Annotated in this window: 22 protein-coding genes; 4 read left to right on the forward strand and 18 right to left on the reverse strand. The window is 72.9% G+C overall.

The window, feature by feature from the left end; genetic code table 11:
* The first annotated feature begins 3 nt into the window (after positions 1 to 3).
* Both ICW72_RS12160 and ICW72_RS12165 read left to right on the forward strand, forming a co-directional pair.
* Entirely contained in the window at positions 4 to 1,890 is a 1,887-nt protein-coding gene (locus ICW72_RS12160) for a DUF2207 domain-containing protein (RefSeq protein WP_191082948.1), read from the forward strand.
* A gap of 57 nt (positions 1,891 to 1,947) precedes the next feature.
* Positions 1,948 to 2,529 (forward strand): anthranilate synthase component II, encoded by a 582-nt coding sequence (locus ICW72_RS12165; protein ID WP_191082949.1) that lies wholly within the window; start codon positions 1,948 to 1,950, stop codon positions 2,527 to 2,529.
* Between the two features lies 1 nt (position 2,530).
* On the opposite strand, the gene ICW72_RS12170 is transcribed toward ICW72_RS12165, so the two are convergent.
* The 12 genes from ICW72_RS12170 to tssA all read right to left on the reverse strand — a co-directional run bounded on the left by ICW72_RS12170 (position 2,531) and on the right by tssA (position 16,203).
* Positions 2,531 to 3,571, reverse strand: a complete 1,041-nt coding sequence (locus tag ICW72_RS12170) for a hypothetical protein (protein WP_191082950.1) — start codon at positions 3,569 to 3,571, stop codon at positions 2,531 to 2,533.
* A 49-nt stretch (positions 3,572 to 3,620) separates the two neighbouring features.
* Positions 3,621 to 4,232, reverse strand: a complete 612-nt coding sequence (locus ICW72_RS12175) for an OmpA family protein (protein ID WP_191082951.1) — start codon at positions 4,230 to 4,232, stop codon at positions 3,621 to 3,623.
* A 132-nt stretch (positions 4,233 to 4,364) separates the two neighbouring features.
* The gene (locus tag ICW72_RS12180) at positions 4,365 to 5,816 is read right to left on the reverse strand and encodes a class I SAM-dependent methyltransferase (RefSeq protein ID WP_191082952.1); all 1,452 of its coding nucleotides are present in this window, start codon (positions 5,814 to 5,816) and stop codon (positions 4,365 to 4,367) included.
* Positions 5,816 to 7,297, reverse strand: coding sequence for a class I SAM-dependent methyltransferase (locus ICW72_RS12185; RefSeq protein ID WP_191082953.1), 1,482 nt, complete (start codon positions 7,295 to 7,297; stop codon positions 5,816 to 5,818). The genes ICW72_RS12180 and ICW72_RS12185 overlap by 1 nt, the downstream gene beginning before the upstream one ends.
* A gap of 13 nt (positions 7,298 to 7,310) precedes the next feature.
* Complete coding sequence (gene tssG, locus ICW72_RS12190) at positions 7,311 to 8,243, reverse strand: type VI secretion system baseplate subunit TssG (RefSeq protein ID WP_191082954.1); 933 nt, start codon at positions 8,241 to 8,243, stop codon at positions 7,311 to 7,313.
* The gene (gene tssF / locus ICW72_RS12195) at positions 8,240 to 10,072 is read right to left on the reverse strand and encodes a type VI secretion system baseplate subunit TssF (RefSeq protein ID WP_191082955.1); all 1,833 of its coding nucleotides are present in this window, start codon (positions 10,070 to 10,072) and stop codon (positions 8,240 to 8,242) included. The genes tssG and tssF overlap by 4 nt, the downstream gene beginning before the upstream one ends.
* Positions 10,069 to 10,548: a type VI secretion system baseplate subunit TssE gene (tssE, locus tag ICW72_RS12200; RefSeq protein WP_191082956.1), complete on the reverse strand. Its 480-nt coding sequence runs from the start codon at positions 10,546 to 10,548 to the stop codon at positions 10,069 to 10,071. Before tssE ends, tssF begins: the two co-directional genes overlap by 4 nt.
* The gene (locus tag ICW72_RS12205) at positions 10,545 to 11,351 is read right to left on the reverse strand and encodes a type VI secretion system accessory protein TagJ (protein WP_191082957.1); all 807 of its coding nucleotides are present in this window, start codon (positions 11,349 to 11,351) and stop codon (positions 10,545 to 10,547) included. The genes tssE and ICW72_RS12205 overlap by 4 nt, the downstream gene beginning before the upstream one ends.
* Before the next feature lie 19 nt (positions 11,352 to 11,370).
* Positions 11,371 to 12,882, reverse strand: coding sequence for a type VI secretion system contractile sheath large subunit (gene tssC / locus ICW72_RS12210; protein WP_191082958.1), 1,512 nt, complete (start codon positions 12,880 to 12,882; stop codon positions 11,371 to 11,373).
* A 13-nt stretch (positions 12,883 to 12,895) separates the two neighbouring features.
* Positions 12,896 to 14,392: a type VI secretion system contractile sheath large subunit gene (gene tssC, locus ICW72_RS12215; RefSeq protein WP_191082959.1), complete on the reverse strand. Its 1,497-nt coding sequence runs from the start codon at positions 14,390 to 14,392 to the stop codon at positions 12,896 to 12,898.
* 4 nt (positions 14,393 to 14,396) lie between these two features.
* The gene (gene tssB / locus ICW72_RS12220; protein WP_191082960.1) at positions 14,397 to 14,906 is read right to left on the reverse strand and encodes a type VI secretion system contractile sheath small subunit; all 510 of its coding nucleotides are present in this window, start codon (positions 14,904 to 14,906) and stop codon (positions 14,397 to 14,399) included.
* Positions 14,907 to 15,084: 178 nt separating this feature from the next.
* Positions 15,085 to 16,203 (reverse strand): type VI secretion system protein TssA, encoded by a 1,119-nt coding sequence (gene tssA / locus ICW72_RS12225; protein WP_191082961.1) that lies wholly within the window; start codon positions 16,201 to 16,203, stop codon positions 15,085 to 15,087.
* 150 nt (positions 16,204 to 16,353) lie between these two features.
* On the opposite strand from tssA, the gene tssH reads away from it, so the two are divergent.
* Both tssH and ICW72_RS12235 read left to right on the forward strand, forming a co-directional pair.
* Entirely contained in the window at positions 16,354 to 18,984 is a 2,631-nt protein-coding gene (tssH, locus tag ICW72_RS12230; RefSeq protein ID WP_191082962.1) for a type VI secretion system ATPase TssH, read from the forward strand.
* Between the two features lie 237 nt (positions 18,985 to 19,221).
* Positions 19,222 to 19,701 carry an Hcp family type VI secretion system effector gene (locus ICW72_RS12235; RefSeq protein ID WP_191082963.1) on the forward strand — a complete coding sequence of 160 codons (480 nt, stop codon included), beginning with the start codon at positions 19,222 to 19,224 and terminating at the stop codon, positions 19,699 to 19,701.
* 40 nt (positions 19,702 to 19,741) lie between these two features.
* Here the strand turns inward: ICW72_RS12235 and ICW72_RS12240 are convergent, their stop codons facing one another.
* Genes ICW72_RS12240 through tssL form a run of 6 tightly spaced genes read right to left on the reverse strand, consistent with a single transcriptional unit; the run spans position 19,742 to position 25,793 of the window.
* The gene (locus ICW72_RS12240) at positions 19,742 to 20,437 is read right to left on the reverse strand and encodes a PP2C family protein-serine/threonine phosphatase (RefSeq protein ID WP_191082964.1); all 696 of its coding nucleotides are present in this window, start codon (positions 20,435 to 20,437) and stop codon (positions 19,742 to 19,744) included.
* Positions 20,434 to 20,946 (reverse strand): type VI secretion system-associated protein TagF, encoded by a 513-nt coding sequence (gene tagF / locus ICW72_RS12245; RefSeq protein ID WP_191082965.1) that lies wholly within the window; start codon positions 20,944 to 20,946, stop codon positions 20,434 to 20,436. The genes ICW72_RS12240 and tagF overlap by 4 nt, the downstream gene beginning before the upstream one ends.
* Positions 20,946 to 21,902: a type VI secretion IcmF C-terminal domain-containing protein gene (locus tag ICW72_RS12250; protein WP_191082966.1), complete on the reverse strand. Its 957-nt coding sequence runs from the start codon at positions 21,900 to 21,902 to the stop codon at positions 20,946 to 20,948. The genes tagF and ICW72_RS12250 overlap by 1 nt, the downstream gene beginning before the upstream one ends.
* Positions 21,830 to 24,064, reverse strand: coding sequence for a type VI secretion system membrane subunit TssM (gene tssM / locus ICW72_RS12255; protein ID WP_191086246.1), 2,235 nt, complete (start codon positions 24,062 to 24,064; stop codon positions 21,830 to 21,832). Before tssM ends, ICW72_RS12250 begins: the two co-directional genes overlap by 73 nt.
* A complete protein-coding gene (locus ICW72_RS12260; RefSeq protein ID WP_191082967.1) occupies positions 24,013 to 24,420 on the reverse strand; it encodes a hypothetical protein in 408 nt (135 codons plus the stop codon). The genes tssM and ICW72_RS12260 overlap by 52 nt, the downstream gene beginning before the upstream one ends.
* Positions 24,420 to 25,793 (reverse strand): type VI secretion system protein TssL, long form, encoded by a 1,374-nt coding sequence (tssL, locus tag ICW72_RS12265; protein ID WP_191082968.1) that lies wholly within the window; start codon positions 25,791 to 25,793, stop codon positions 24,420 to 24,422. The genes ICW72_RS12260 and tssL overlap by 1 nt, the downstream gene beginning before the upstream one ends.
* Positions 25,794 to 25,797 lie beyond the last annotated feature (4 nt).

Below are 25,797 nucleotides of genomic sequence, written 5' to 3' on the forward strand. Positions count from 1 at the left end.
CTGATGCGCTGGCTGCTGGCGTTCTGCCTCTGGCTCGCGGCCGGGGCCGCGTTCGCGCAGCAGGTGGAGGTCACGCGCGACTTTACCGCGCGCATCGAGATCCAGGCCGATGGCGCCCTCATCGTCACCGAGGAGATCGAGGTACTGGCGCTGGGCCAGGCCATCCGCCGCGGCATCTACCGCGACTATGATTTGCGCCCGATAGACCCCGCCGGCATCTTCCGCGCGGGGTTCCAGGTGCTGGAGGCCACCCGCAACGGTGAGGCGGAGACCTTCCGCACCGAGCGCATCGGCGGCGGCGTGCGCGTCTATCTCGGCCGCGCGGACGCGGTGCTGACGCAGGGCGTCCACCGCTACCGCCTGCGCTTCCGCATGGAGAACGAGGTCCGCGCCTTCGAGGGCTTCGACGAGGTCTACTGGAATGTGAACGGCACGGGTTGGGCCTTCCCCGTGCTGCGCCTCTCGGCCGAGGTGGTGCTGCCGCCGGGCGCCACCGCCACGCGCCAGGCCGCCTATACCGGCCGCGCGCGGGAGCGCGGCGGCGATGTCCGCGTCACGGATCTCGGCGGCGGGCGCATCGCCTTCCAGGCCACGCGGCCGCTCGCGGCGGGCGAGAACCTCACCGTCGCCGTGGGCTTTCCGCAGGGCTTCGTCACCCATGACGCGCGGCACGGGGCGTTGCACTGGCTGATGAACCGCTCCCCGCTGGAGGTGGGCGGCGTCGTGCTGGCGCTGCTGCTCGCCTATTACGGCTTCGTCTGGCACCGCGTGGGGCGCGACCCCCGCGGCGGGCCCATCATTCCCGTCTACCAGCCGACCCTGCCGCCCGCCGCCATGCGCTTCATCGAGCGCATGGGCTTCGACGCGCAATGCCTGTCGGCCGCGGTGATCAGCCTCGCGGTGAAGGGGCACCTCACCATCAGCGAGGATTCTTCGCGCCAGATCATCCTGACGCGCGCCGCGCCGCCGCCCGGCGCGCCCGAGCCCTCGGCGGGCGAGGCGGTGCTGCTGCAGCAATTGCTGGGCGGCCGCCAGATGATCGTGCTGGCGCAGGCCAACCATTCCGCGCTCTCCACCGCGCGCTCGGCGCTGCGGCGGCACCTGGACGCCACCTTCAACCGCGTCTTCTTCCGCCGGAACACGGGCTGGAAGGTGCTGGGCGTGCTCATCACGCTGCTGGGCTGGGCGGCCATGGCGCTGACCCATCCGCATGTGCTGGAGGTGGCGCCCCTCGTGATCATGGTGGGTGGCTTCGCGGCGGTGACGCTGCGCATTCCGCTCGGCCTCGTCCGGGGTTTCCGGCAATGGCGCGCGGGCGGCGGCATCCGCGAGGCTTTCGGCCTGGTGGTGGCCGCGGTGGCCGGGCTGTTCGTCGCCGGGTTCACCCTGTTCGGGGTCCTCTTCGCGGCCGAGTTCATCGGCTGGGAGATGGTGGCGGGCACCATCGCCCTCGTCGCGGTGAACGTGATCTTCCACCATCTGCTGAAGGCGCCCACCCCCACCGGCCGCCAGGCGCTGGACGAGATCGAGGGCACGCGCCTCTACCTGACCGTGGCGGAGGCCGAGCGACTGCGCTTCCACAACCCGCCCGACCGCACGCCCGAGCATTTCGAGGCGCTGCTGCCCTATGCCGTGGCGCTGGGCGTGGAGACGGCCTGGACGCGGCAGTTCAGCGACGTGCTGGCCCGCGCCGCGACCTCGCCCGAGGGCTACCAGCCGCGCTGGTACCGGGGCGGGCGCTATCGGGGGTCGGGGCTGTCGGGCCTCGGCAGCGCGCTGGCCAGTTCCTATGGCTCGGCCGCACGGTCCCCCTCCTCCTCGCGCAGCGGCTCGGGGGGCGGCGGGTTCTCGGGCGGGGGTGGGGGCAGCCGGGGCGGCGGCGGGTGGTGACGCGCCGCTTCAAGCACCGCTTGACCGGAGCATGGGCCCCTCGCCATGTTGGACCCCATGCTCCTGCTCATCGACAACTATGACAGCTTCACCTTCAACCTCTACCACTTCCTCGGCGATCTGGGGGTGGAGGTGGTGGTGCGGCGCAATGACGCGCTGACCGTGCAGGACGTCTTCGCCATGCGGCCCGACGCGGTGGTGCTCTCGCCCGGCCCCTGCACGCCCAATGAGGCCGGCATCTGCCTGCCGCTCATCGCCGCCGCCGCCGAGGCGAAGCTGCCCCTGATGGGCGTCTGCCTCGGCCACCAGGCGATCGGACAGGCCTTCGGCGGCGAGGTGATCCGCGCGCCCGAACCCGTGCATGGCAAGGTGTGGGAGGTGGAGCATGAGGGCCAGGACCTCTTCGCCGGCCTGCCCTCGCCGCTGCGCGCCACGCGCTATCATTCGCTGGTGGTGAAGCGGGAGACGCTGCCGGACAGCCTCGCCATCACGGCCGAGACGGCGGATGGGCTCATCATGGGCCTCGCCCACCGCGAACTGCCCATCCATGGCGTGCAGTTCCACCCGGAGAGCATCGCCTCCGAGCATGGCCACGGCATCCTGAAGAACTTCCTCGACCGGGCGCGCGTCGCGGCCTGATTCACGGTTCGGGCGGCGCGCCCTCGGCGAAGAGGGCGCGGATGCGCGCGACCTGTGCCTCGTCCCAGCCCAGCTCCCGCACCGGGTCGAAGACCGCGCGGTCGGGCGTGTGGAGGATGTAGGCCATGGCCTCATTGGCCATCATCTCCTCCTGCGCGGTGTCATAGCCCTCGCGGCCCAGGAAGGCGCGGATGGCGGCCCGCTCCTGCTCCGTCATGCCGCGGTGCCAGACGGCCATCACATGCGCGGCGAACATGGGCAGGGTGAAGAACTGCCCATGCGCGAGTTCGTGCCGCAGGATGGCGGCGCGCAGTGCGGGGGAGACCTCGGGCCCCAGGCCCGGAATGGTCAGGATGGCGGCATCCCGCCCGGGGGCGAGGGATTGCACCAGCGCCACCTGCTCGCGCAGCCATTGCTCCCGCGGGTTCAGCGCGATGCCGTCACGCTCGGCCAGCGCGAACATCCGCGTGAGGTCCGAGGCGCGGTAATTGTGCCCGAAATAGTAGTCCGAGGGCGTGTTGCGGTCGGCGGCGATGGCGGCGGCCAGGGCCGTATCGTCCAGCACGCGGTCGCGCGGGGTGCGGGCCTTCTCGATCAGGGCGGCAGCGCGGTTCATCGCCGCCCCCTGGCTGGCCAGATCCGGGAAATCCAGCACGAAGACCAGCGGGTTGGCGTCCCAGCGGAACAGGGTGGGCCGGGTGGCGACATGGGCGGCGATCTCGGCCTGGCTGCGGCTCGGCGGCGCCAGGAGGGGAGGCGCCAAGGGAGCAGACGCCTCCGGTGAGGGCGCCACGGCCGGGGGCGGCGCCAGCACCATGGGGGGCGGCGGCGCCGCCACGGGGGGTGCCATGGCCAGCGGGGCCTCCGGCGGCGGCCCCTCGCGCGGCCACCACCACAGCGCGGCCCCGCCCGCGACGAGGACCGCAAGGCCCAGCCCCGCCAGAATTGGCCCCGCCAAAGCCGGCCCGCGACGCGGCGGCGTGGCCTCTGACGCCGGAACCGCGCCCGGCCGGGCCAGCCGCACGGTGGCGTCATCATCCATCGTGCCCTGCCCTCCCTTCCAGCGGGGGCCGCCCGACCCCTGCCGCACTCTACCCGCCCAGGTTGACGATCTGCACGCGCCGGTTGCGGGGTTCGGGGAAATTGTCGGGCGTCGGGATCAGCAGGCGGCTCTCGCCCATGCCCTGCGCGAGGAGGCGGTGCGGAGCGATCCCGAACTTCTCGATCAGGTGCTCGCGCACCGCCAGCGCGCGGCGTTCGCTGAGCATCTGGTTCATGCGGGCATCGCCTTCGGTGTCGGTGTGGCCCTCCACGCGGAAGCGGAAGGGCCGCAGCTCCTCACGGTTCAGCGCGCGGCCCAGCGCCGCCAGGGCGTCGGCGGCCTGGGGCGTGATGCGCGCGGACCCCGTGGGGAAGAAGACGGTCAGGTTGACCGAGGGGGGTTCGTCCGCCTCCTGCGCCTTGCCGACCTCGCCCTGGGGGGTGGCCGGGCCACCGCTGGTGGCGCCCTCGCTGCCCGGGCGGCCAGGCACGCGGATGCCCCGCGTCAGCCTTTCGATGATCTGGCGCTCCTCGGCATCAGGCGCGGAAGCGGGCGGCGCGGCGGCCGGCGGCGCGGGGATCGCGGGCGGCTGGGCCAGCGCGGCGAGGGGCAGCAATGCGCCACAGACCAGCAGCGCGGCGCGGAGGAAGGTGGGCATCATGGCCTCCTTTAATGGCCGGGCGGCTGATTCACGGCTTCGGCGATCCCAGCGAAGCCGATCAGACGCCAGCGTTTCCGGCCGGAAGCGTAGAGCGCCAGGGCGGGCAGGTGGAAGCGAAAGCGCAACGGCCGGTCAGCCGGCGGGAAGGATGCCGAAGCGCCGCCACAGGGGCAGCGCCTCGGCCAGCCTTTCGCGGATACGTGAAACCGCCACCAGCCGCGCCCCGCCGCCCAGCCCGGGCTGGAACCGTGTCAGCAGCGCCTCCGGGTTCGCCGCATCGCCCCCCGCCAGCAGCGCGCCGACCAAAGCGAGGTCCAGCGCCCCGGCCGGCACCCCGCCGGCGGCCACGGGCGAGGCCAGGGCGAAATGCCCCCTGCCCTCGCCCCCCGGCGCATGGAAGGCGGCGGCGGTGCGGTTGAAGCGCGTGGCGGCGGGTGCCATGGCGGGCGGGCGGAAGACGGGCAGGCAGAGGCCCGTATCCACCAGCAGCGCCAGCAATTCGGCCGGTTGCGGGCGCAGCGCCTCCGGCACCGCGGCGCGCAGCACGCCCAGCCGCGCCGGCCCCTCGGCCAGCCGCGCCGCGATGGGCGCCCAGGCGGCCTCGGGCAGCGCGGCCCTTCCCTCGGCGGTGCGCAGCGCGGGCGAGGCCGCGGGCGGCGCCTGCCAGGCGGCCAGCGGCAGCGCGTCCATGGCGGCCACAGGGTCCACCCGGCGCCGACCGCGCACGAAGAGGTCCGCGCGGAAAGCGCGGGCCAGCAGCAGGTCCTTGGCGAATTCCGTGCCCTCCAGCGGCGCCAGGGCGGCGCGCTGCGCGGGCGTGCCGGCCAGCGCCGGCAGGGCCTCCATCAGGTTGCAGCTGCCCAGGAATTCCAGCCGGGCCGGGGCCAGGGCGGCGGCGAGATCCTCGTGGAAGACGGGGCGCCAATGCGGCGTCAGGAATTCATGGGCGACAAAGCCGGGTTCCAGCACGCAGGGCTCGGCCAGCAGGCGCTCCAGCATGGGCGTGCGCGGCAGGTTCAGGCCGCCGGACCCGGCCAAGGCGCGCAGGCGGGACATGGCATGGAGGGCGGCCTCGGCGCTGGCCTCGCCGCCCGCCAGGTGCCGCAGCAGGCGTTGCAGCCCCGCCTCCGCCCCGGAGGCCGGCAGCGCATTGGTGCCGACATAGGCGAGCCCGCCCGGCTTCAGCCGCCGCGCGAGGAAGCGCACCACCCCCGCCCGCACCGCATCCGACACCCAGCCCCAGATTCCATGCGCCATGACCACGTCGCATTCGGGCAGCCGGTCCAGCTCCGCGCCATCCAGCGCGGCGAGGTCCAGCTCCAGGAAATTCGCGTTGGCGAGGCCCGCGCGGGCGGCCAGCTGCCGCGCCTCCGCGATGGCGGCCGCGTCATGGTCCAGTCCGAACACCGTCCAGCCCGGATTGGCCGCGGCCAGCACCTGCGCCACATGCCCCCGCCCGCAGCCGAGGTCCACGACCACCATCCGCTCGCGCGGGGTCCAGGGGTGGCCGGCCATGGCGGCGACCAGGGCGAAATGCGCCGGGGTCTGCTGGGCCTGGAAGGCGATGGAATAGGCGGCGCCCATCAGCCCGGCAGCAGGCCCAGCCCGCGCCAGACGGGAATGCGCTCCGCCCGGATGCGGGTGATGAGGGTGGCGGCTTCCGCCTGGTCCTCGCCGTCCAGATGGGGCAGCAGCCGCGCGGCCAGGGCCTCGGGCGCGGCGTCCAGGATGTCGGGCTGCACGGCCAGCGCCATTTCCAGCCAGGCGCAGGGCAGCCCGCCCGCGATGGCGGAGGAGGCCAGGGCGAACTGCCCCTCCCGGTCCCCGCTGGCCAGCGTCGCGGCGAAGAGGGCGCGGTTGAAGCGCTGCGCCTCCTCCGTCACCTGCGGCTCGCGCAGCACGGGCACCACGAACCCCGTGCCCTGCAACACGGCCAGCAGCTCGGCCGGGTTGGGGCGGCGCTCCTCGGGCAGGTGGCGCAGGCGGTGCAGGCTTTGCGGCCCCTCGCGCAGGGCGGCGGCGATGGGCTGCCACATGGCGGGCACGAGTTCCGCCTCGCCCACCGGCACGGAGAGCTTGGGGCTTTCCTCCGGCAGGGCGCGGCAGGCGGCGATGACCAGGCGGTCCAGCGCCTCCACATGGTCGGTGCGGCGCAGCCCGCGGATGAAGACGTCGCGGCGGAAGGCGCGCGGCAGGCAGAGATCCTTGATGAACTCCCGCGCCGGGCCGGGCGGCATGCCGTCATGCGTGGCGCGCTGCGCGGCGTCGAGCTGCAGGTCCGGCATGTTCTCGTGCAGCGTGGCGCTGCCCACGAATTCCAGCTTGGCGGGGGCCAGCGCGGCGCAGACATCCTCGTGGAAGGCCGGGCGCCAATGCGCGGTCAGGAATTCATGCGCGAGATAGGCGGTGTCCAGCCGCTGCTCCTTGTCCAGCAGGTAGCGCAGCATGGGCGTGGAGGGGAGCTGGGCGGGGTTGGTGGCGGCCAGCGCCCGCACCTGTTCCAGCGCCGCCTCCACCCGCGCGCGGGAGGAGCCGCGCGCCTGCCCCGCCAGGTGCATGAACAGGCGCTGCAAGGCCGCATCCGCGCCGAAGGCGGGCTGGACGTTGTAGCCGATATAGCACAGCCCGCCCGGCTTCAGCCGTCGCGCCAGCAGCCGCACGATGCCGGCCCGCACCGCATCGGCCACCCAGGTCCAGACGCCATGGATGGTGACGATGTCGAGTTCGGGCAGGCGGTCCATCTCGGCATCGGTCATCTCGGCCAGGTCGGCCTCGCAGAAGCCGGCATTGGCACAGCCGGCGGCATCGGCCAGCTCCTGCGCCTCTGCGATATGGGCCGGGTTGTAATCGAGCCCCAGCACATGCCAGCCCGGATTGGCGGCGGCCAGCACATTGACCGTCAGCCCCCGCCCGCAGCCGATGTCCAGCATGGCCATGCGCGGCTGGGGCGCCCAGACCACGCCGGCCATGGCGCAAACCATGGCGAGATGCCCCGGCGCCTGCGCGGGCTGGTAGGAGAAGGTGTAGGGGCTGTCGGCGACGTAGCCGTGGCTCCAGACGGTCATGCGGCGGGCATCCTCACAGGGCGGGCGGGCGCAGCAGGGCGTCGCGGGCCACCGACCGGCGGGGCTTGGCACCCCCCATCCAGGAGGTGAGGCCAAGCCGCGCCCCCGCCCCCAGCTGGGCCTTCGGCACCGCCTCGGGCTTCAGCAGCGGGTTCAGCACGAATTCCTGCTCCGGCCCCACGAAGAGGCGCGTCAGCCCGCACAGCCGGTCGAACAGCGGCCGGCCGGGCAGCAGCTCGGCGAAGGCGGCGGCATCGAGCGGACCGAGGCGAATGATGAAGCGCGCCTGCGGGTCCCAGATCTGCGCGCCCGCTGTGGCGGAATCCCCCAGCGCGGCATGGGCCGCACCCAGGCGCGTCTGCTCGGTGGGCGGCAGGCGCAGCCAGCCGCCGGCGAATTCCACGATCTCGACCTCCGTGCCCGCCTCCTCGGCCAGCATGGCGGCCAGCCGCGCCGCGCTGCGCGTGCGGGCGGCCAGATGCCCCGCATGGTAGCGCAGGCTGGGCGCGGGCACGGCCAGGCGCGCGCCCAGATGCGGCGTGCCGAGGCCGATCACGGCGTCCAGCGCGCGCGTCGCGGGCACGGGGTCGCGGGTGGGACGATACTTGGCGCCGGCCTTCACCCACATGCCGGTGAAGCGCCGCGCCAGCAGGTCCAGGAACTGCGCCAGGGCGCGGTTGCGCGCCCGCAGCTCCGCCGCCGCCGTCGCGGTGTAGTGGCGCGGCAGCGTGCCCCCCGGCCCGATGAGGCCGAAGAGCGGCGTGGTCAGCGCGCCCGTCGCGGGGTCCGCCGCCGTCACCTCGCTGAGCGGCAAGGCGAGGCGCGGCTGGCTGGCGAAGGGCAGCTCCACCGGGTCCTGGCCGGGGGCGATGACGAAGGCCGCCTGGTCGAGGTCGAACAGCTCGGGGTCCTGGGCGAGAGCGTCCTTCGGCGGGCGTGCCGTCACAGCAGCACCCGCGTACCGCTGCGCGGCGGCCAGCTCGCCACCGGGTTCGCCCGCCCGCGCAGCAGGGCGCGGGTGCGGACGAAGCCGTTCACCGAGACCTGGAGCGCCAGGAACCGTTCCAGCACCGCCGCCAGCAGATAGAGGCCGCCGGTGTTCCAGGCCTGGGCCTCGAAGGTCAGCGCCACGTCCAGCCCGCGCGCGAAGACGCCCGGCCGCTGGCCCGGAATGCGCGCCAGCCCGCTGCCCGCCGTGACCGAGACGAGGCCCGCGATGGCGCTGCGCGTCTCCGGCGTGTCGCGCAGATCGTGCAGGCGCAGCATCTCGCGCAGCGCCGCCGCCGCATCCGGCCCGCCCATCACCGAGAGGTGGTTCAGGGCGAGGTGCGACACCAGCCGCCAGGCGCCCCGGTCCCGCAGGCGGGGCGGCAGCCGGGGCGTGGGGGCGTAGAGGCATTCCGCCATCGGCTCCGCCGGGGCGGCGGGGTCGCTGATGCGCAATTTCGGCTGGCCGCCGCCGAAGGGCAGCAGCTCCGGCAGGTCGCGGTTGAGGCAGAGCCCCTCGATGGTCAGCACGCCATCGGCCGGGGCCTCGGGGTTGAAGCCGGGGTCGCAGAGCAGCAGCCGTGTCTCGGTGCCCCGCAGCGGCGCGGCGGCGGAACCGCGCGCGGCGACCCATTGCATCGGCGCGGCCTCGGCCTCCTCGCCCGCGTCGCGGGCCAGGCGCTGGAAGGGCAGCACCGTGCGGCGGCGGCCGTCGGGGCGGCTCTCGCGCACGCTTTCCACGCTGTAGAGCTCCAGCGCGGCCGTGCGCCGCACATCCGGGATGACCAGCCAGTCCGACTGGGTGCCGTCCATCGCGATGGGCTCGCAGCGATGGGGGAAGAGGTTCACGATGGGCGTGCAATGCAGCGCCAGCGTCTCGGCCGCGACGATGCGCTCCAGCTCCGGCGCGGCGCGGCTGAGATAGAGGAAGACCTCCAGCCGGTCGCCCTGCTGGACGAGGCTGCGCGCCTCCAGCCCGCCGAGTTCGAGGTAGAGGAACTTTTCCGGATGCGCGAAATACTCGGTCAGCAGCCGGTGGCCGTCGAAGGCGCGCTGCGGCCAGGGCAGCGCGGCCTCCTCGCGCTCGAACCCCACGGCGCGGAGCTGCGCGGGGTCCAGCAGGGTGGGCATCGCGTCATGGGGGCCATCGGCCAGCGCGACGCCGATGCAGGATGTGGCCAGCAATTCGTGCAGCGCGGCCGCGACCTGGTGGCTGCCGCGCAGATGCAGGCGCAGCCGGTCGAGCCCCGTCTCCGCGAAGCCCAAGCCCTCGGCGGTGGTCCGCAGCGTGATGCGCAGGCAGGCCGAAGCCCCCGGCGCGCGCGGGTTGGGCGGCGCCTCCAGCGGCAGGCCCATCAACCGCGCCGCCTCGATCCGCACGGGCCAGAGCGTCACGTCATGGCAGGTGAGGTAGCGCAGCACCTCGCCCCGCACCGGCTCCGTCTCGATGGGCGTGCCGCGCTTCACCAAAGCGGGGCCGCGCGCGTCGCGCTTGGGCGAGAGGCGCACCGTCGCCATGCTGGGCACCGGCGCCAGCAGATGCGGCGAGAGCAGTTCCAGCAGCGCGTCGGTGATCTCGGGCAGCTCGTCATCCAGCCGCTGCTGCACGCGGCCGGCGAGGAAGGCGACACCTTCCAGCAGGCGCTCCACATGCGGGTCATCCACCGTGCCGTCGGTGGCGATGCGCAGCCGCCCGGCCGCCTTCTGGTTCGCCTGCGCGAATTCCCCGGCCAGCTTGCGCAGCGCCGCCAGTTCACGGTTGTAGAAGGGGAGAAGGCTTTCGCTCATCCGCGCTCGGCCACCCGGACCTCGTGGCTGACGGCCTCGATCAGCGTCTCGAAGCTGATGGGCTCGGCGTGCAGCAGCGCGTCCACGCGCAGGCGCAGCGTGCGGTCCAGCTCATCACCGCCCTCGCGCAGCGTCACCTTCACCGCGTGCAGGCGCGGTTCGAAACGGCGGATCATGCGCTCCACCTCCAGCGCCAGCGCCTCGCGCCGCTCCGGCAGGGCGTAGCTGCCCGCCGTCGCGTCCGGGATGCCGTAGCCGAGCGGCGAGAGCGCGAGCTCGGGCGTCTGGGCCGGCAGCGGCCAGCGGCGGCGGCGCGCGTTGAGCAGCGCCTCCAAATCCCGCCGGACGGAAAGTCGCAGCCGGTCCATGGCTTCCGACAGCTTCAGGGGTTCCTCCTCGAGACGGTCGGGGCGGTCATCCATCAGCCGGTCCAGCAGCGGCAGGCGCAGGCGCTGGGGCGGGGCGCGGCCGCTCATCCCGGCGCGGCGAAGCGCAGCGTGGCGAGGTCGGCCAGCGCCACGGCCTCCTCGCCCACCAGGAAGAGGCGCTGGCCCTGGCCGCGCACGGGGCCGGGGCCTTCCGTCCATTCGGTGGCGCGGCCCAGGCGCAGCGCATCCTCCCGCGCGGCCGCCCCCGGATAGATGGCGGGCATGTAGACCACGCCCTCCGTGCCGTCGCGGAGCGTGATGGTGGTGCGGCGCCAGGCGAGATCCCGCGGGCGGCGGGGGGTTTCGAATTCCAGGCTCTCGATGCGCTCCACCGGCACCAGGATGTGGTCGCCGCCGGTGGTGAGCACCTCGACCATGGGGGCCATCAGGTCATCGGCATCGCGGAAATCCTCGAAGTCCAGCGTGGTGCCGTCGGCCAGCGTGGCGGTGCCGGGGGTGGCGGGGCGGCTGTCCTCGGCGGCCAGCGCGGCTTCCTCCGCGCGTTCCGTCTCGCCCGCGCGGGCCAGCACGGCGGCGCGGATCGCGGCGGTCTGCGCGGGCGTCGCGTCCTCGCCCGAGAATTGCGGCGCGCGGCCCTCGCCCCAGACCTGCTGGCGGATGACCTCGGCCCGCAGCAGCTTGCGGAATTCCAGCACGGCGGGCGAGGGCTCCTCCAGTACCGCCGCGTCCAGCATGCGGTCCGCGCGCTCGGCCTCGCCGGCGAAGAGCAGCAATTCCGCCAGGAACCAGCGCGCGCCGGAATCGCGCGGGGCGGATTTCACCACCGCCTGCTGCGCCGCGATGGCCGCCGCCAGATCGCCTGCCTTGAATGCCTCGCCCGCCGATGCCATCGCCTTGTTTCCTTGTCGTTCAGGCGGCCTGCCGTGGCGCCGCGAGTTCCGTGACCAGGCGGAAGGAGGCCCCCACCTCGTCCAGCTGGTAGTGTGGCTGCAATAGGATGGTGCAGCCATAGCTGCCGGGGCGGCCTGGGCGCTCGCGCACCTCCACCCGCGCGTCGCGCAGCGGATAGCGCGCGGCCGCGTCGCCGCCGCCGGCCAGGCCGCTGATATGCTTGCTGAGCCAGGTCTGCAGGCGGAATTCCACATCTTCGGCCGAGGCGAAGCTGCCCACCATGTCGCGCCCCATCAGCTTCACGATATGCGCGAAGCGCGAGACGCAGAGCACGCTGTTGAGCTGCGATGAGAGCCGCTGGTTGGCATTGGCCACCTCGCTCGTCATGCGCGGCGGGCGGTGCAGGGTGGGGACGGCGCCGAAGCTCGCCTCGGGCAGGGCTTCCAGGCCGCAGAGCGCCACCATCTCGGCCTCGGCCGCCTGGCGTTCCTGTTCGTCGGTCAGGCTCAGTTCCAGTGGCGGGCGGGGGGGAGGGCCGGGCGGGTCGGCGCGGAAGCGCTCATGCGGCAGCGTCTCCACCACGCCGCCCATGGCGTCCCAGCCGGGCTCGGCGCCGCGGATCTCGGCGGGCCAGCGGTAGCGCGCGAAGGCGCGGGCGGCGACCGCGGCCATGGCATAGACGGGCGTGGTCCAGACGCGCTGCGCGGCCCCCTTTGCGTGCTCGCGGTAGCGGAAACGGTCATCCCTACTGCCATCGTCGCGCCAGAGCGGCCGGCCCAGCGTGCGCGGCAACAGAATGGCGAGGAAGCGCGTGTCCTCCCGCGCGGCCAGGCTGCGCCAGCGCGCGCGCTCGGGCGTGCGCAGCGCGTCCAGGATGTTCAGCGTGGGCGAGGCGTCGTGGAAATCATCGAGGCCCAGCAGCGCGGGCGAGGCCGGCAGCACGAAGGGGCAGAAGGCGGCGGCGGCGATGCCGGCCAGCTGCGCCAGCACGGTGATGTCATCCACCTCCTGCCCGGGCGCCGGCCCGCCGCGGATTTCGTAATCGGCCACGATCATGCCGAAGGGCTCGCCGCCCGGGGTGCCGAACTCCTCCTCATAGACGAGGCGGAACAGGGCGGAGCGGTCGAACTCCACCGCGCGTTCCAGGTCGCGCGCCACGTCGCGCCAGCGCACCGGCAACAGGCGGATCTTCACCAGGCGGTCCTGCGCGAAACCATCCACCAGCCAGCGCAGCCCGCGCCAGGAGCCCTCCAGCCGGGTGAGGCGCGGCGCGTGCAGCACGCGGTCGAGCTGGCGGGATATGGCAGCATCCAGCGCCACGATGTCGCGGTCCAGCGCCTCCATCAGCCGCGCGGCGCGGTCGGGCCGGGCCGCCGCCTCGCGCAGCGCCTCCGTGCCGAACCAGGCGCGCAGCAGGGCGGCGGGGTCGTCCTCCGCCAGGAAGGCCGCGAGCAGCGCGGCCTCGGGCGCGGCATGGCCGAAGAAGCGGCCGCCCAGCACCGGCCCGCGCAGCGCGCCCCCGTGGTTCACGAGGGCCGCCCGCTCAGCTCTTCTGCGGGATGCGCGCGACCATCCGCATGGAGGTGGTGAGTTCCTCCATCTGCAGCCAGGGCCGCATGTAGGCGACGGCGTTGTAGGAACCCGGGCGGCCCGGGATCTCCTTCACCTCCACCTTGGCCTCGCGCAGCGGATATTTGGCGCGCGATTCCTGGCCCGCACCCTCCATCGGGTTCACGTAGTTCTGGATCCAGCGGTTCAGCCAGGCCTCGACGTCGCTCGCCTCCATGAAGCTGCCGATCTTGTCGCGCGCCATCACCTTGAGGAAATGCGCGAAGCGGCTGGTGGCCATGATGTAGGGCAGGCGGGCGGAGATGGCGGCGTTCGCGGTCGCCTCCGGCCGGTCATACTTCTTGGGCTTCTGCACCGTCTGCGCGCCGAAGAACACGCTGTAATCGGTGTTCTTGTAGTGGCACAGCGGCAGGAAGCCGTTGTTGGACAGCTCCGCCTCGCGCCGGTCCGTGATGCCGATCTCGGTCGGGCATTTGGTGTCGAGGTCGCCATCGTCGGAGGTGAAGACGTGCGCCGGCAGGTTCGTCACCTTGCCGCCGCCCTCGGCGCCGCGGATGGCGGTGCACCAGCCATATTGGGCGAAGGCGTCGGTCAGGCGCGCGGCATGCACATAGGCCGCGTTCATCCAGCAATACTCGTGGTGCTCCATCGCCTTCGCGGTGCCGTCCGGGTTGAACGGCGCCTCCTCATAGGCGAATTCGTCAATCGGCTTGGTGTTCGCGCCATAGGGCAGGCGCGCGATGACGCGCGGCAGCACCAGCGTCACGAAGCGGCTGTCCTCGGTGTCGCGGAAGCTGCGCCACTTCGCGTATTCCGCCGTCTCGAAGATCTTGGACAGGTCGCGCGGGCGGGACAGCTCGCGGTAGTCGTTGAAGCCGAACATGCCCGGCCCGGCCGCCGAGATGAAGGGCGAGAAGCCCGCCGCCGCCACGTTGGACATCAGGCGCAGCGTCTCGACGTCGTCCGGGTGGTTGGTCCACTCATAGTCGCCGATCAGCGCGCCATAGGGCTCGCCGCCCGGGGTGCCGAACTCGTTCTCGTAGATCTTCTTGAACAGGCCGGACTGGTCGAACTCCACCGCCCGCGTCAGGTCGCGGTTCAGCTCGCGCTTGCTCGCCTGGAGCAGGCGGATCTTGAGGCTGGTGCCCGTCTCGCTGTTCATCACGAGGTGGTGCAGCCCCCGCCAGGAGCCCTCCAGCTTCGTGAATTTCTCATGATGCATGATCGCGTTGAGCTGCTGCGACAGCTTGCGGTCAATCTCGGCGATGGCGCGGTTGAAGGTCTGCGTCAGGTTGCGGCTGTAGGTGACGGTGCCCTTCAGCGCCTCCTCGGTCAGCGCCTTGATGAGTTCCTGCGCGCGGTCGCGCTCGGTCTGGCGGGTGGCACCCAGCACCTGGTCGAGCAGCGAGGGGCCGTCTTCCGTGGTGGTGGTCGCGGCGGCGCCGGCGGGCGCGCTTTCGGTTCCGCTCATGGCCTCAGCCCTCCTGCTTGTCGAGGCCGAGCTGGGCGGAGAGCGCCTTCAGCTTCGCATCGTCCTGCAGCACCTCGTCAAGCAGCTCTTCCAGCTGCTGCGAGTTGTCCACCTTGCTCATCATGTCGCGCAGCTTGGCGCGGGTCTCCATCAGCGCCTTCAGCGCGGGCACCTGCTCGGCCACGCGGGCGGGCTCGAAATCCTCGATGGACTTGAACTTGAGATTCACGGCCATCTCGCTGCCGTCGCCGGCCAGCGTGTTCTCGACCTTCATGTTCAGGCCGGGCGCGATGCGCGCCATCACATCGTTGAAGTTGTCGCGGTCGATCTGGGTGAACTTGCGTTCGGCGAGCGGCTTCAGCGGCTCCGTCGGGTCGCCGGCGAAATCGCCCATGACGCCGACGATGAAGGGCAGCTCGCGCTCGATCGCGGCGCCCTCGGTCTCGACCTCATAGGTGATGTGGACGCGCGGCTTGCGCACGCGGTTCAGCTTGTCGTGAACGGAGCCTGACATGGCATCTCCCTGGCGCCGGGGCCCCGGCCCTGTCTTCATGTGCGAACGCCCGTGACCGCCGGGCTTGAATGGCGCCGCGGCGCGCGGCCACAACCCGAAGGCGAGCGTAAGTCGAAGCCCTTCGCGCCGTCAACGAGAAGCCGCGACGCCGCCTCCCCGCGTGAACCTGCGGGGGCGGCTACTCCGGCGGGGTGGGGCGGATGCCCAGGGCGGTCAGCATGGCCGTCCGCGCCGTCTCGTCCTGCAACACCTCCTCCAGCAGCTGGGGCAGCGTCATGCGCCCGCGCCGCGCGGCGTCGGCCAGGGTGTAGGCCAGGAAGGAATGCGGCTCCGTCTTCTGGAAGAACTCCGAGATCTTCTCCAGCATCTCCAGCGCCTGCTCGCGCGAGGCCACGGCGCCGGGCGGCACGGCGAAGCCCATGGCCGGCGCCGGCCCGGCCGCGGCCGCGACGCCGGGCATGGCCGCTGCCGCCTCGGCCGCGACCGGTTCCGCCACCTCCGCCGCCGGGCCCAGCAGCCGCCGCGCCACCTCCGCGATGCGCTCCAGAACCCCGCTGACGCGGCGGGTGGAGGGCGCCTCCACGCCGAAGCGCGCATCCGCCTGCTCGGCATAGGCCTGCCAGGCGGCCCGCGCCGCCTCCACCTGCGCCACCAGCGCCAACAGCGCGTCGCGGCGGAACTTCGCCTCGGTCTCGATGGTGTCCAGCGGCAGCACGCCCTGGGCGTAGCGCCGCTCCCGCCGCTCCTCGTCGGCGATGCCGGCGGTCTCGGTCGCGGCCTCATACTGGTGCAGGGTCAACGGGCCGCCGCCCGGGCGTTCGAACAGCACCACCCGCCGCAAGGGCTGCATCACCGTGCCGTCGCGGTCGCCGCCATCCAGCCCGCCCAGCGGGTAGGAACGTCCGTCCAGCCCGTCCTCGTCCGGCAGGGGGTGGCCGGCCTCCCAGTGCTGCTCCAGCAACCCCGTCAGCACCTTGGCGCCGGCGGTCAGGCCGCGCAGCCCTTCCAGGCGCACCAGCGCCTCGGTCAGCATGGCCGCCACCTCGAAATCCTTGGTGCGGTCGGTCAGCGCCTCCACGCCCAGCTTGCGGACCTGGCGCCAACCCTCTGAGACGGCGCCTTCCGAACCCTCCTCGCTGTCACGCGCGCGGTCCTCGTCGCGCGCGCCGGAGACGGCGTCACGCAGCCGGTAGTAGAGCGAGGCGGCGGACTTGTCGTCGCGCAGGAATTCCCCCGCGCCATCCCCGCTGCCCAGCGGCGCCACCAGCGCCGCCACATCCACGACGTCCTCGCTCATCGCCTGGCCACTCCTGCCTTTGGTTGCAGGCTAGCCTCGCCCGGACGCCGATGGAAACGCCCCAAGCAACGGCGCCGCTGGACAGGCCGCGCGGCCTGACCCTAGCCTCCGGTTGCACGCCGCAACCAGGGCGGGAGGAGAACGGGCTTCATGGTGGCCATTGACCTGAAATCCCTCGTTGCGCGGCTGACCGATGTCGCGCGGCGCCAGTTCGAGGCGGCGCTGGGCCTGACCGTGGCCCGCACCCACTACAATGTCGAAGCCGAGCATGTGCTGCTCAAGCTGGTCGAGGCGCCGGGCAGCGACGTCACCGCCATCCTGAAGGATGCGGGGGTGGAGGCGGGCGCGGTGCTGGCCGAGCTGACGCGCGCGCTGGACAAGATGCGCACCGGCAATGGCCGCGCGCCCGGCCTTTCGCCCGACATCGTGGCCTGGCTGCGCGAGGCCTGGCTCATCACCAGCCTGGAGGCGAACCAGGGCCGCATCCGCAGCGGCCACATGCTGGCCGCGCTGCTGGCCGATGAGGGGCTGGCGCGCAACGTGAGGGACAGCGCGCCCAGCCTGCTGAAGATCGCCCCCGATTCGCTGCGGAAGAACCTCGACGCCATCACCAAGGGCAGCGAGGAGGCGGGCCAGGCCGGCGCCCCCGCGCCCGGTGCCGCCGCCACGCCCACCGAGGGCGCGCCCCGCGCCGGCGGGCCGCTGGAGCAGTTCTGCACGGACCTCACGGCCCAGGCGAAGGCCGGCAAGATCGACCCGATCCTCGGCCGCGATTCCGAAATCCGGCAGATGGTGGACATCCTCACCCGCCGCCGACAGAACAACCCGATCCTCACCGGCGAGGCGGGCGTGGGGAAGACCGCGGTGGTGGAAGGCCTGGCGCTGCGCATCGCCCAGGGCGACGTGCCGGAGGCGCTGGCGAAGGTGCGGGTCATGTCGCTCGACCTCGGCATGTTGCAGGCGGGCGCCGGCGTGAAGGGCGAGTTCGAGAACCGCCTGAAGGGCGTCATTGATGCCGCCAAATCCTCGCCCCAGCCGGTCGTCATGTTCATTGACGAGGCCCACACGCTGATCGGCGCGGGCGGGGCCGCCGGCCAGAACGACGCGGCGAACCTGCTGAAGCCCGCGCTGGCCCGTGGCGAGATGCGCTGCATCGCCGCCACCACCTGGGCCGAATACAAGAAGTATTTCGAAAAGGACGCCGCGCTGACCCGCCGCTTCCAGGTGGTGAAGGTGGAGGAACCCACCCTGCCGCTGGCGAACGCCATGCTGCGCGGCCTCGTCGCCACGCTGGAGAAGCATCACGGCGTCCGCATCCTGGACGAGGCGGTGACGGAGACGGTGCGGCTTTCCGCCCGCTACATCCCGGCCCGCCAGCTTCCGGACAAGGGCGTCTCCCTGCTGGACACCGCCTGCGCGCGGGTGGCGATGAGCCAGGCCGCCATTCCCGCCGCCATCGAGGACCGCACGCGGCGCCTCGCGCTGATCGCCACGGAGTTGTCGGCGCTGGGGCGCGAGACGGCGACCGGCGGCGACCACGCGAAGCGCATCGCGGCGCTGACCGAGGAACAGGGCGAGGTCGAGACGGAACTGGAAGCGCTGAAGACGCGCTGGGAGCAGGAGAAGGCCCTCGTCACCCGCATCCGCGAATTGCGCGAGGGGTTGGAAACCCCGGCCGAGGGCCACGACACCGAGGCCGCCCGCGCCGAACTCGCGAAGGTGACCGAGGAGCTCCACGCCCTGCAGGGCGAGGAGCCGCTGGTCCACCCCGTGGTGGACGGCCAGGCGGTGGCGGAGGTGGTGGCGACCTGGACCGGCATCCCGCTCGGCCGCATGGCGGGCGACGAGATCAAGTCCGTGCTGACCTTGCAGGACCAGCTGATGCGGCGCGTCGTGGGCCAGGACCACGCGCTGGCCGCCATCGCCGAGGCCATCCGCACCAACCGCGCGGGCCTGGCCGATCCGCGCAAGCCCATCGGCGTCTTCCTGATGGCCGGCACCTCGGGCGTGGGCAAGACCGAGACGGCGCTGGCGCTCGCGGACCTGCTCTATGGCGGTGAGCAGAACCTCACCACCATCAACATGAGCGAGTTCAAGGAGGAGCATAAGGTCGCCACCCTCATGGGCAGCCCGCCCGGCTATGTGGGCTATGGCGAGGGCGGCGTGCTGACCGAGGCCGTGCGGCGGCGCCCCTACAGCGTGATCCTGCTGGACGAGATGGAGAAGGCCCACCCGGGCGTGCAGGACGTGTTCTACCAGGTCTTCGACAAGGGGAACATGAAGGACGGCGAAGGCCGCGACATCGACTTCAAGAACTGCGTCATCATCATGACGTCCAACGCCGGCACGGACACCATCGCGAAGCTCTGCGCCGACCCCGACACGGCGCCGGAGCCCGAGCAATTGGTGGAGGCGCTGCGCCCCGATTTGCTGAAGGTGTTCAAGCCCGCCTTCCTCGGCCGCTGCAACGTGGTCATCTACTACCCGTTGGCCGACCATGTGCTGAAGCAGATCGTGGGCCTCAAGCTCGCCAGTATCGGCAAGCGGGTGCGCGAAAGCTACGGCGTGGCCTTTGAAGTGGATGAGGCCGTGCCACTGGCCATCGTGGAGCGTTGCCGCGAAGTCGAGAGCGGCGCACGCAACATCGAGAATATCCTCAATCGTACATTGCTTCCCCAATTGTCGGCCGGCATTCTCGCGCGTCTGGCTGAGGGGCAGCCCATTTCCCGTGTCGCGGTCGGGCTGGGGGCGGATGGCAGTTTCAGCTACAACCTGGACTAGAGATGTTGTAACTTCGGCAGGTGCGCCCGTTCGCCGTGCCACCCATCGGTGATGGCACAGGTTCCGGCCATGGCGAGCCGAAAGCCGCCCTCCGCGGGAAGACCCGTGCGGAGAGGTGTTCTTGGCGCGTGACTTTCAGGTTGGCGGGATGTGCCCGCCGATCCAACCACCGGTCCCACCCCTCCGCCGCGGGGTGGGAACCGGCCCAAAGGGCGCGGCGCGCGGAGTGGAAACGACATGGCTATCTTCCTGAAGCTGGGCGACATCAAGGGAGAGACCACGCAGCTCACCCACAAGGACTGGATCGAGGTGAACTCCTTCCAGTTCGGCGTGGGCCGCGGCATCTCCTCCGGCGTGGGCGGCGGCTCCAAGCGCGAGGCGACGGCCCCCTCCGTCAGCGAGATCGTCGTCACCAAGACGATGGACATCGCCTCGCCGCTCATCCTCAAGGCCGCGATCGGCGGGAAGGCCGTGGTCACCAAGATCGAGCTGACCCAGACCGACAACAACGGCAAGCACGTCTCGTTCCAGAAGTACATCCTGACCGACACGCTGGTCTCGGGCTACAGCATCTCCTCCGGCGGTGACCGGCCGACCGAGAGCATCAGCCTGAACTTCACCAAGATCGACAGCGAATATCTCGACATCAACGACAAGTTCGAGTCGAAGACGACGGGCCACGTGATCTACGACATCGCGAAGTCCGAACTGACCTGACCGCCGCGCGCGGCCGGTGCCGGGCGCGTCCCGGCATCGGTCACACGCGCACCACCACCGCGCTCACATTGTCGCGGGCACCGGCGCGCAGCGCGGCCTCGATGAAGGCCGGCGCCTCCATCCCCGCCGCCAGCATGGCACCCAGCCCCGCCTCCGGCAGATCCTTGAACAGCCCGTCGCTGCACAGCAGGAACTGGTCGCCCGGCAGCAGGCGCTCAGCCACCTTGTCCAGCACCACCTCGCCCTCCTGCCCCACGGCGCGGGTGATGACATTGGCGTGCGGGTGGCGTTCGGCCTCCGCCTCGGCCAGCAGGCCGGAATCCACCATCTCCTGCACGGCGGAATGGTCCCGCGTCACGCGGCGCAGCACGCCCTCGCGCAGCAGATAGAGGCGGCTGTCCCCGGCCCAGAGGGCCGCGAAATGCCCGCCCCGCAGCAGCAGCACTACGACCGTCGAGGCGATGATGCCGCCCGGCCCCCGCGCCAGCGCCCGCACCCGCAGCGCCGCATGCACGGCGGCGAGGCGCAGCCGCACCTGGGCCAGCATCTCGGCCGCCGTCAGCCCGGGCGGGATGGCCTCCAGCGCCTCGGCGATGGCGCCGCTCGCCACCTCGCCCGCGCCATGGCCGCCCGCGCCATCGGCCACGGCCCAGAGGCCGAGATCGGGCCGCGCCACCACCTGGTCCTCGTTGCGCGGCCGCACCGCGCCGGGGTGGGTGGCGGCGGAGCTGCTCATGCAGGCACCGCCAGCAGCGAGAGGAAATCCGTCGGCATGGGGCGTGGGGCCAGGCCCTCGCTCCAGAACAGGCTGCGCCCGTCCAGCGTGGCGTCGGGATCGTCCGGCGGGGCGGGGGGCAGGCGCGCGGCCAGCGCATCGGCGTCCAGCCCGCCCGCGCGGGCCACCAGCGCGGCCTCCTCCAGCGCGGCATACCATTCGGGCGGCGCCGGCAGGGCGGCGGCGGGCAACACGGCGGCGAGCGTCAGCGGAAAGCGCCGCCCCACCAGGTCGGCCGAGGTCACCAGCACGCCCATCACCGCGTGCGGCCCGCAGGCGCCTGGCGCGAGGCGGAAGCGCCAGGGGGGCGTGGCCTCCCAGGCCGCCGCCCAATCCTCGCCGAGCGCGGCGCGCGCCGCCTCCATCCCGCGCGAGAGCCAGTCATCCCAGGGGTCGGTGAAGCCGCGCGGCAAGGCGCGGCGCACGAAGTCGCCATGCGCCGGAAGCTTGCCGAACAGCCCGGTGGCCATCAGTTGGGGGCCGGCAGGGCGGGGCAGCGGAATTCCAGCAATTCGCGCAGCCCGAAGGGGTTCACGCTGCTCTGCGCCACCAGCAGGAATTCCGCGCTGCGGTCGCCCCGCGTGACGGTCAGGCGGAAGCGGTCCGGGTCGCGCGTGGCGATCACGCGGCTGAGGAACACCAGCCGCAGCGTGGCCCAGGGCCCGTCGAAGCTGAGATCGCCCGCCGAGGAGGGCGGGTCGAAGCGCAGCGTGACGGGGTGTTCGGCCGGATAGGCCAGCTCGATGGGCCGCCCGCCGCCCCCCGGCGTCAGCGCGTGCTGCGCGCCGGAGGCCTCCAGCACCGCCCCCGTCGCCGCCGCCGAAATCCCCTGCGGGATGAGCTGGAAGCGGAAGCCGGTGGAGCCCGCACCGGGGAAGAAGGCCTCGCGGATGGCCTGGGCGCGCTGGAACTGCGCGAGGTCCGCCGCCGAGATGGGCGGCGCCAGACCCTCCGCCGCCACCGGCCGCCAGGGGTTCTGCGTGACGTCCGCATAGGGGCGGATGTTCTGCGCGAAGAAGCTGTCCATCAGCCCGCCGGGGCCGAACATCCGCAGGAAGTCGCCCGCCGGCATGTCGGGGGCGTTCATGGCGCGGCGGAAGGGGAAGCGCTGTTCCAGCCCCCGGCAAAAGGGGCCAAGTTGCGCCGCCCCGCCCGCCGCGATGGCCGCCTGCGCGCCGCCCGCCCGCGCCCGCTGCGTGGCCTGGGCGAGCGAGGTCAGCCAGGAGCGCAGCGGCTCCGGCTGGCGCTGCGCCTCGGAGAGCAGCCGCTGCCCGGGATCGAGGCCGGGCGAGGGCGGCAGCACCGTGCCCGGCGGCGCATTGGCCAGCCGCGCCACCTGCACGTAGAGGTCGTTCAATATCGCCAGCACGCCGTCAATGGGCGGGCCGGCGGCGTCGCGCAGCGGCTGGAAATGCGGCTCCACCACCCGGGCGACGAGGGTGGCCCCCCCTCGCCCGCCGCCGCGCCCACCGCGGCCGCCAGGCGTGAGGCCGCGGCCCCCGCCGCCTGCGCCGCCGCCTGGGCCGCCTGCGCGGCCGCGCCCTGCGCCGCCGCGACGCCCTCCGGCGCCGTGCCGGGCGAGAGTTCCCGCGCGATGGCCCGCAGCAGATCCTTCATCGGCGAATTGGGCGCGCCGAGCAGGTTCAGCGCCTCGGCCGAGGCGTTCAGGCTGGTCAGCGGCGGCAGCACCAGGTCGCCCAGCAGGGCTTCCCAGGCGCGGACGTAGTCGGCGGCGTAGAGGGCCAGGATGTCCGCCTCCAGCCGGCGCGGATCGCCGGCGCCGCCGGTCGCCGCCTCGGGCCCCAGCACCCAGCTTTCGCTGGCCGCCTCCAGCACCGCCTGGGGCAGGCGCGGCAGCACCGCCGTGTAGAGGCCCCGGATGGTGAAGAGGCCCGGCACCCCCTCGGTCAGCGGCCGGCCCGAGGGCCGCACGAAATAGCGCTGCCCGGCGGGGCCCAGATGCGGCGCGGGCGTCCAGGCGGGCACGTTCTCGGCCAGCGGGCGCAGCCTTCCATAGACGCGCTGCGCCATGGGCAGGCGCGAGAAGACGCGCCGCGCCTGGTCCACCAGCGCGCCATCCAGCGGATAGGACGCGAGCGGCGAGGCCAGCATGGCGTCGAGATGCCGCGCCAGCGCCTCGCGCCCCGGCTGGTTCACGGCACCCGGGAAGGTGGTCTGCCAGTCCAGCGCGAACCATTCGCGCACCAGCGCGCGGTCGAGCGGCCCCTGGCGGCCCAGCATCAGATAGACGCGCACGGCCTCGTAGAGGAATTCCGGCCGCTGGATGCCCTCGCGGATCTGGGTCTCCAGCCGCGCCAGCAGGCGGGGCAGCAGCACGCGGTCCAGCGCGCGGCGATAGGCGCTCTGCGCGCCCTGCTCCAGCAATTCCTCCTGGCTGAGGCCCAGCCCCGGCCCCGGCCCGGAGGCGGCGGGCGGCAGGGCGCGCGCCGCCTCCAGATAGCCCAGCACGCCCGAGAGGTCGGGGCTGGTCACGCGGTCCAGCGGCGCGCCGGCGCCGGCCTGCTCGGCCGCCGTGACGGCCGTGGCGAGGCGTGCGTTGCGCGCCTCCTCCGTGCCGCTCGCCATCCAGCCCCAGGCGCCGCCGCCCAGCACCAGCAGCAGCGCGGCCGCCCAGGCGCCGATCTGCACGAGGCGCCGGCGCTTCTCGGCGCCCGTGTCGTTGGCGGCCAGGCGCGCCTCGTTGAACACCACCTCGCGCAGTGGTCGGCCGAGGAAATAGGCGCGGCCGCGCTGGCCCATGATGCCCGCGGGCCGCGCGGGGTCGAGGCCGAAGCTGCGCGACAGCGCCCCCGCCAGCCGATCGAGCGGCGTGCCCTCCTGCGTGCCGGACGTAAAATAGACGCCGCGCAGGAAGGGCGCTGGGTCCAGCTTCGATCCGCCGAAAGCCGCCTGCACGAAGGCGGAGAGCGCGCCCTCCAGTGAGGCGAACTGCGCCGGGAAGCCCGCGATGAGCGAACGCTGCGCCGGCCCGCGCTCGTTCTGCAAACGCTCGATCAACCGCGCCATCAGGCGCTCTTGCAGCGCGGCGAACTCGGTGCCGAACTGCGCGGCCAGCCCCTCGGGTGCCGCGCTGGGCGGGAAGGTGAAGCCCCAGACCTGTTCGCGCTGCGTCTTGTCGAGGTCGTCGAAGAACTCGATGAAGCCGGGCAGCAGATCGCTTTTCGTCACGAGGAAATAGACCGGCAGGCGCTGGCCCAGCCGCGTCTCCAGCTCCTTCACGCGGCGGCGGACGGAGCGCGCATGGGCCTCGCGCTGCGGGGCGTCCAGCTTCGCCAGCATGTCTACCCCGAAGGCCACCAGCACCCCGTTCAAGGGCTGGCGCGGTCGGTTCTTCTTGAGCAAATCCAGGAAGCGTTCCCACCCGCCCTTGTCGGCCGCCGCGTCGCTGTCCTGCGTCGTGTAGCGGCCGGCGGTGTCAATCAGCACCGCGCGCTCACTCAGCCACCAGTCGCAGAAGCGCGTGCCGCCGACGCCGGCCACGCGGCCCTCGGCCAGGGGGAATTCCAGGCCGCTGTTCAGCAGCGCCGTCGTCTTGCCCGAGCCGGGGGGCCGATGATGACATACCAGGGCAGGTCATAGAGATGCCCGCCCTTGCCGCCGGTCGCCGCCTTCAGCTTGGCCAGCGCCTCGGTCAGCTTGCCGCGCAGGGCTTCCTCTTCCTCGGCGGCGGCGGCGTTGCGGGTGGCCTGGGGGTCGGGCGCGGCGGCGGCTTCCACCAGCCCCGCGTCGCGCGCCGCGGCGCGGCGGCCGCGCCAGAAGAAGAAGCCCGCCCAGGCCAGCAGCAACAGCAGCACCACCGGCAGGCGCAGGAAGATGCTGTCGAAGGCCTCGCCCAGCAGCGGCAGGAAAATCCAGGCGACGACGCCCAGCAGGATCACGCCCAGCAGAGCACCCAAGGCGGGGATGGTGACGAAGGCGCGCATCACCGGGCCTCCCTTTGCAGCACGACCTCGACGCGGCGGTTCTGCTCGCGCCCCTCGGCGGTGGTGTTGGGCGCGAGGGGTTCGGCTTCCGCGCGGCCCTCGGCGGTGAAGCGCGACGCGTCGCCATTGGCCGCGACCAGGATGCGCATGGCGTCCCGCGCCCGCGCCTCGGACAGCGCCTGGTTGTTGGGGAAGCGCACGGTGCGGATGGGCACGTTGTCCGAATGGCCCAGCACCAGCACCTGGCCGGGTTCCTCGCGCAGCGCCTCGCCGATGCGGCGCAATATGTCCTGGTAGCGCGGCTCCACGCTCGCGGAGGCCGAGGCGAACATCCCCGTGTTCCGCAGCCGCACCATGACGCGCTGCGCATCGGCCTCGACGGTGACGAGCCGCTCCGCGATCTCGGGCGCCAGGAAGCGGCGCAGCACCGGCACCACGTCGGGGCGCGGCGTGGCGGTGGGCGGCGGGGGTGGCGGCGGCGCGGGCGGCACGGGCGGCGCCGTGCGGTCAATGGAAGGCGGCGCGCCGGGCGGCAGGGCCGCCATGCGCGCATAGAGCCCATCCGCCGCCGCGCCCAGCCCGCCGCCCAGCCACCACCAGCCACCGCCGAGCGCCGCCAGCGCGAAGGCGCCCGCCACCCAGGCCGGCACCGAGCGCGAGGGCCCGCGATGCGGCGCGTCCACGCCCCGCCAGCGCGGCGAAAGTTCCCGTTCCCATTCGCCCCGGATCTGGACGAGAAGCTGGTACAGCCCCTCCCGCACCCGATCGAGTTCCGCCGCGCCGCGCGGCATCAGCCGATACTTCCCCTGCAGCCCGAGCGAGAGCGCGAGGTAGGTCAGTTCCAACGTGCCCTTGAAGCGGCCCGGGTCCTTCATCATCGCCGTCAGCACGTCGAAGACGCGCTCGCCCGAGCGGGTTTCCTGGTGGAAGCTCGACACCATGGACTTCACCGACCAGGCGGATTGCGCGCCCCAGGGGGTGGCCAGCACCACATCATCCAGCGCGGCGCAAAGCACATAATGCGCGGCGCGGATTTCCTCGGCGCTGGCACCGGTCGCCCGCGCATCGGCCTCGAACTGGCGGAAGGCGCGCAGCGTGCGCTCGCGCAGCTCCTCCGGGTTGGGGGCGCCGGCCAGGCCCGCATTGGCCACGCGCGCCAGGATTTCCAGCAAGGGCGAGGCGGCGGCGGCCAGCGGCCCCGGCCCCACGCGCGGCAGCGCCTCGGCCTCGCCCGCCAGGGGCTGCGCGCGCGGCGCGGCTCCCATGGGCATGGGCGGAGGCGTGGCGGCGCGGGGCGGCGGGGCGGCGCCGCCCGCGCCACGGATCACGGTGCGGTCCGCGTCGTCCGGTTCGCCGAAGGGGTTGTCGCTCATCGCC

Origin of the sequence: Roseococcus microcysteis, from assembly GCF_014764365.1 — a bacterium.
GTDB lineage: Bacteria > Pseudomonadota > Alphaproteobacteria > Acetobacterales > Acetobacteraceae > Roseococcus > Roseococcus microcysteis.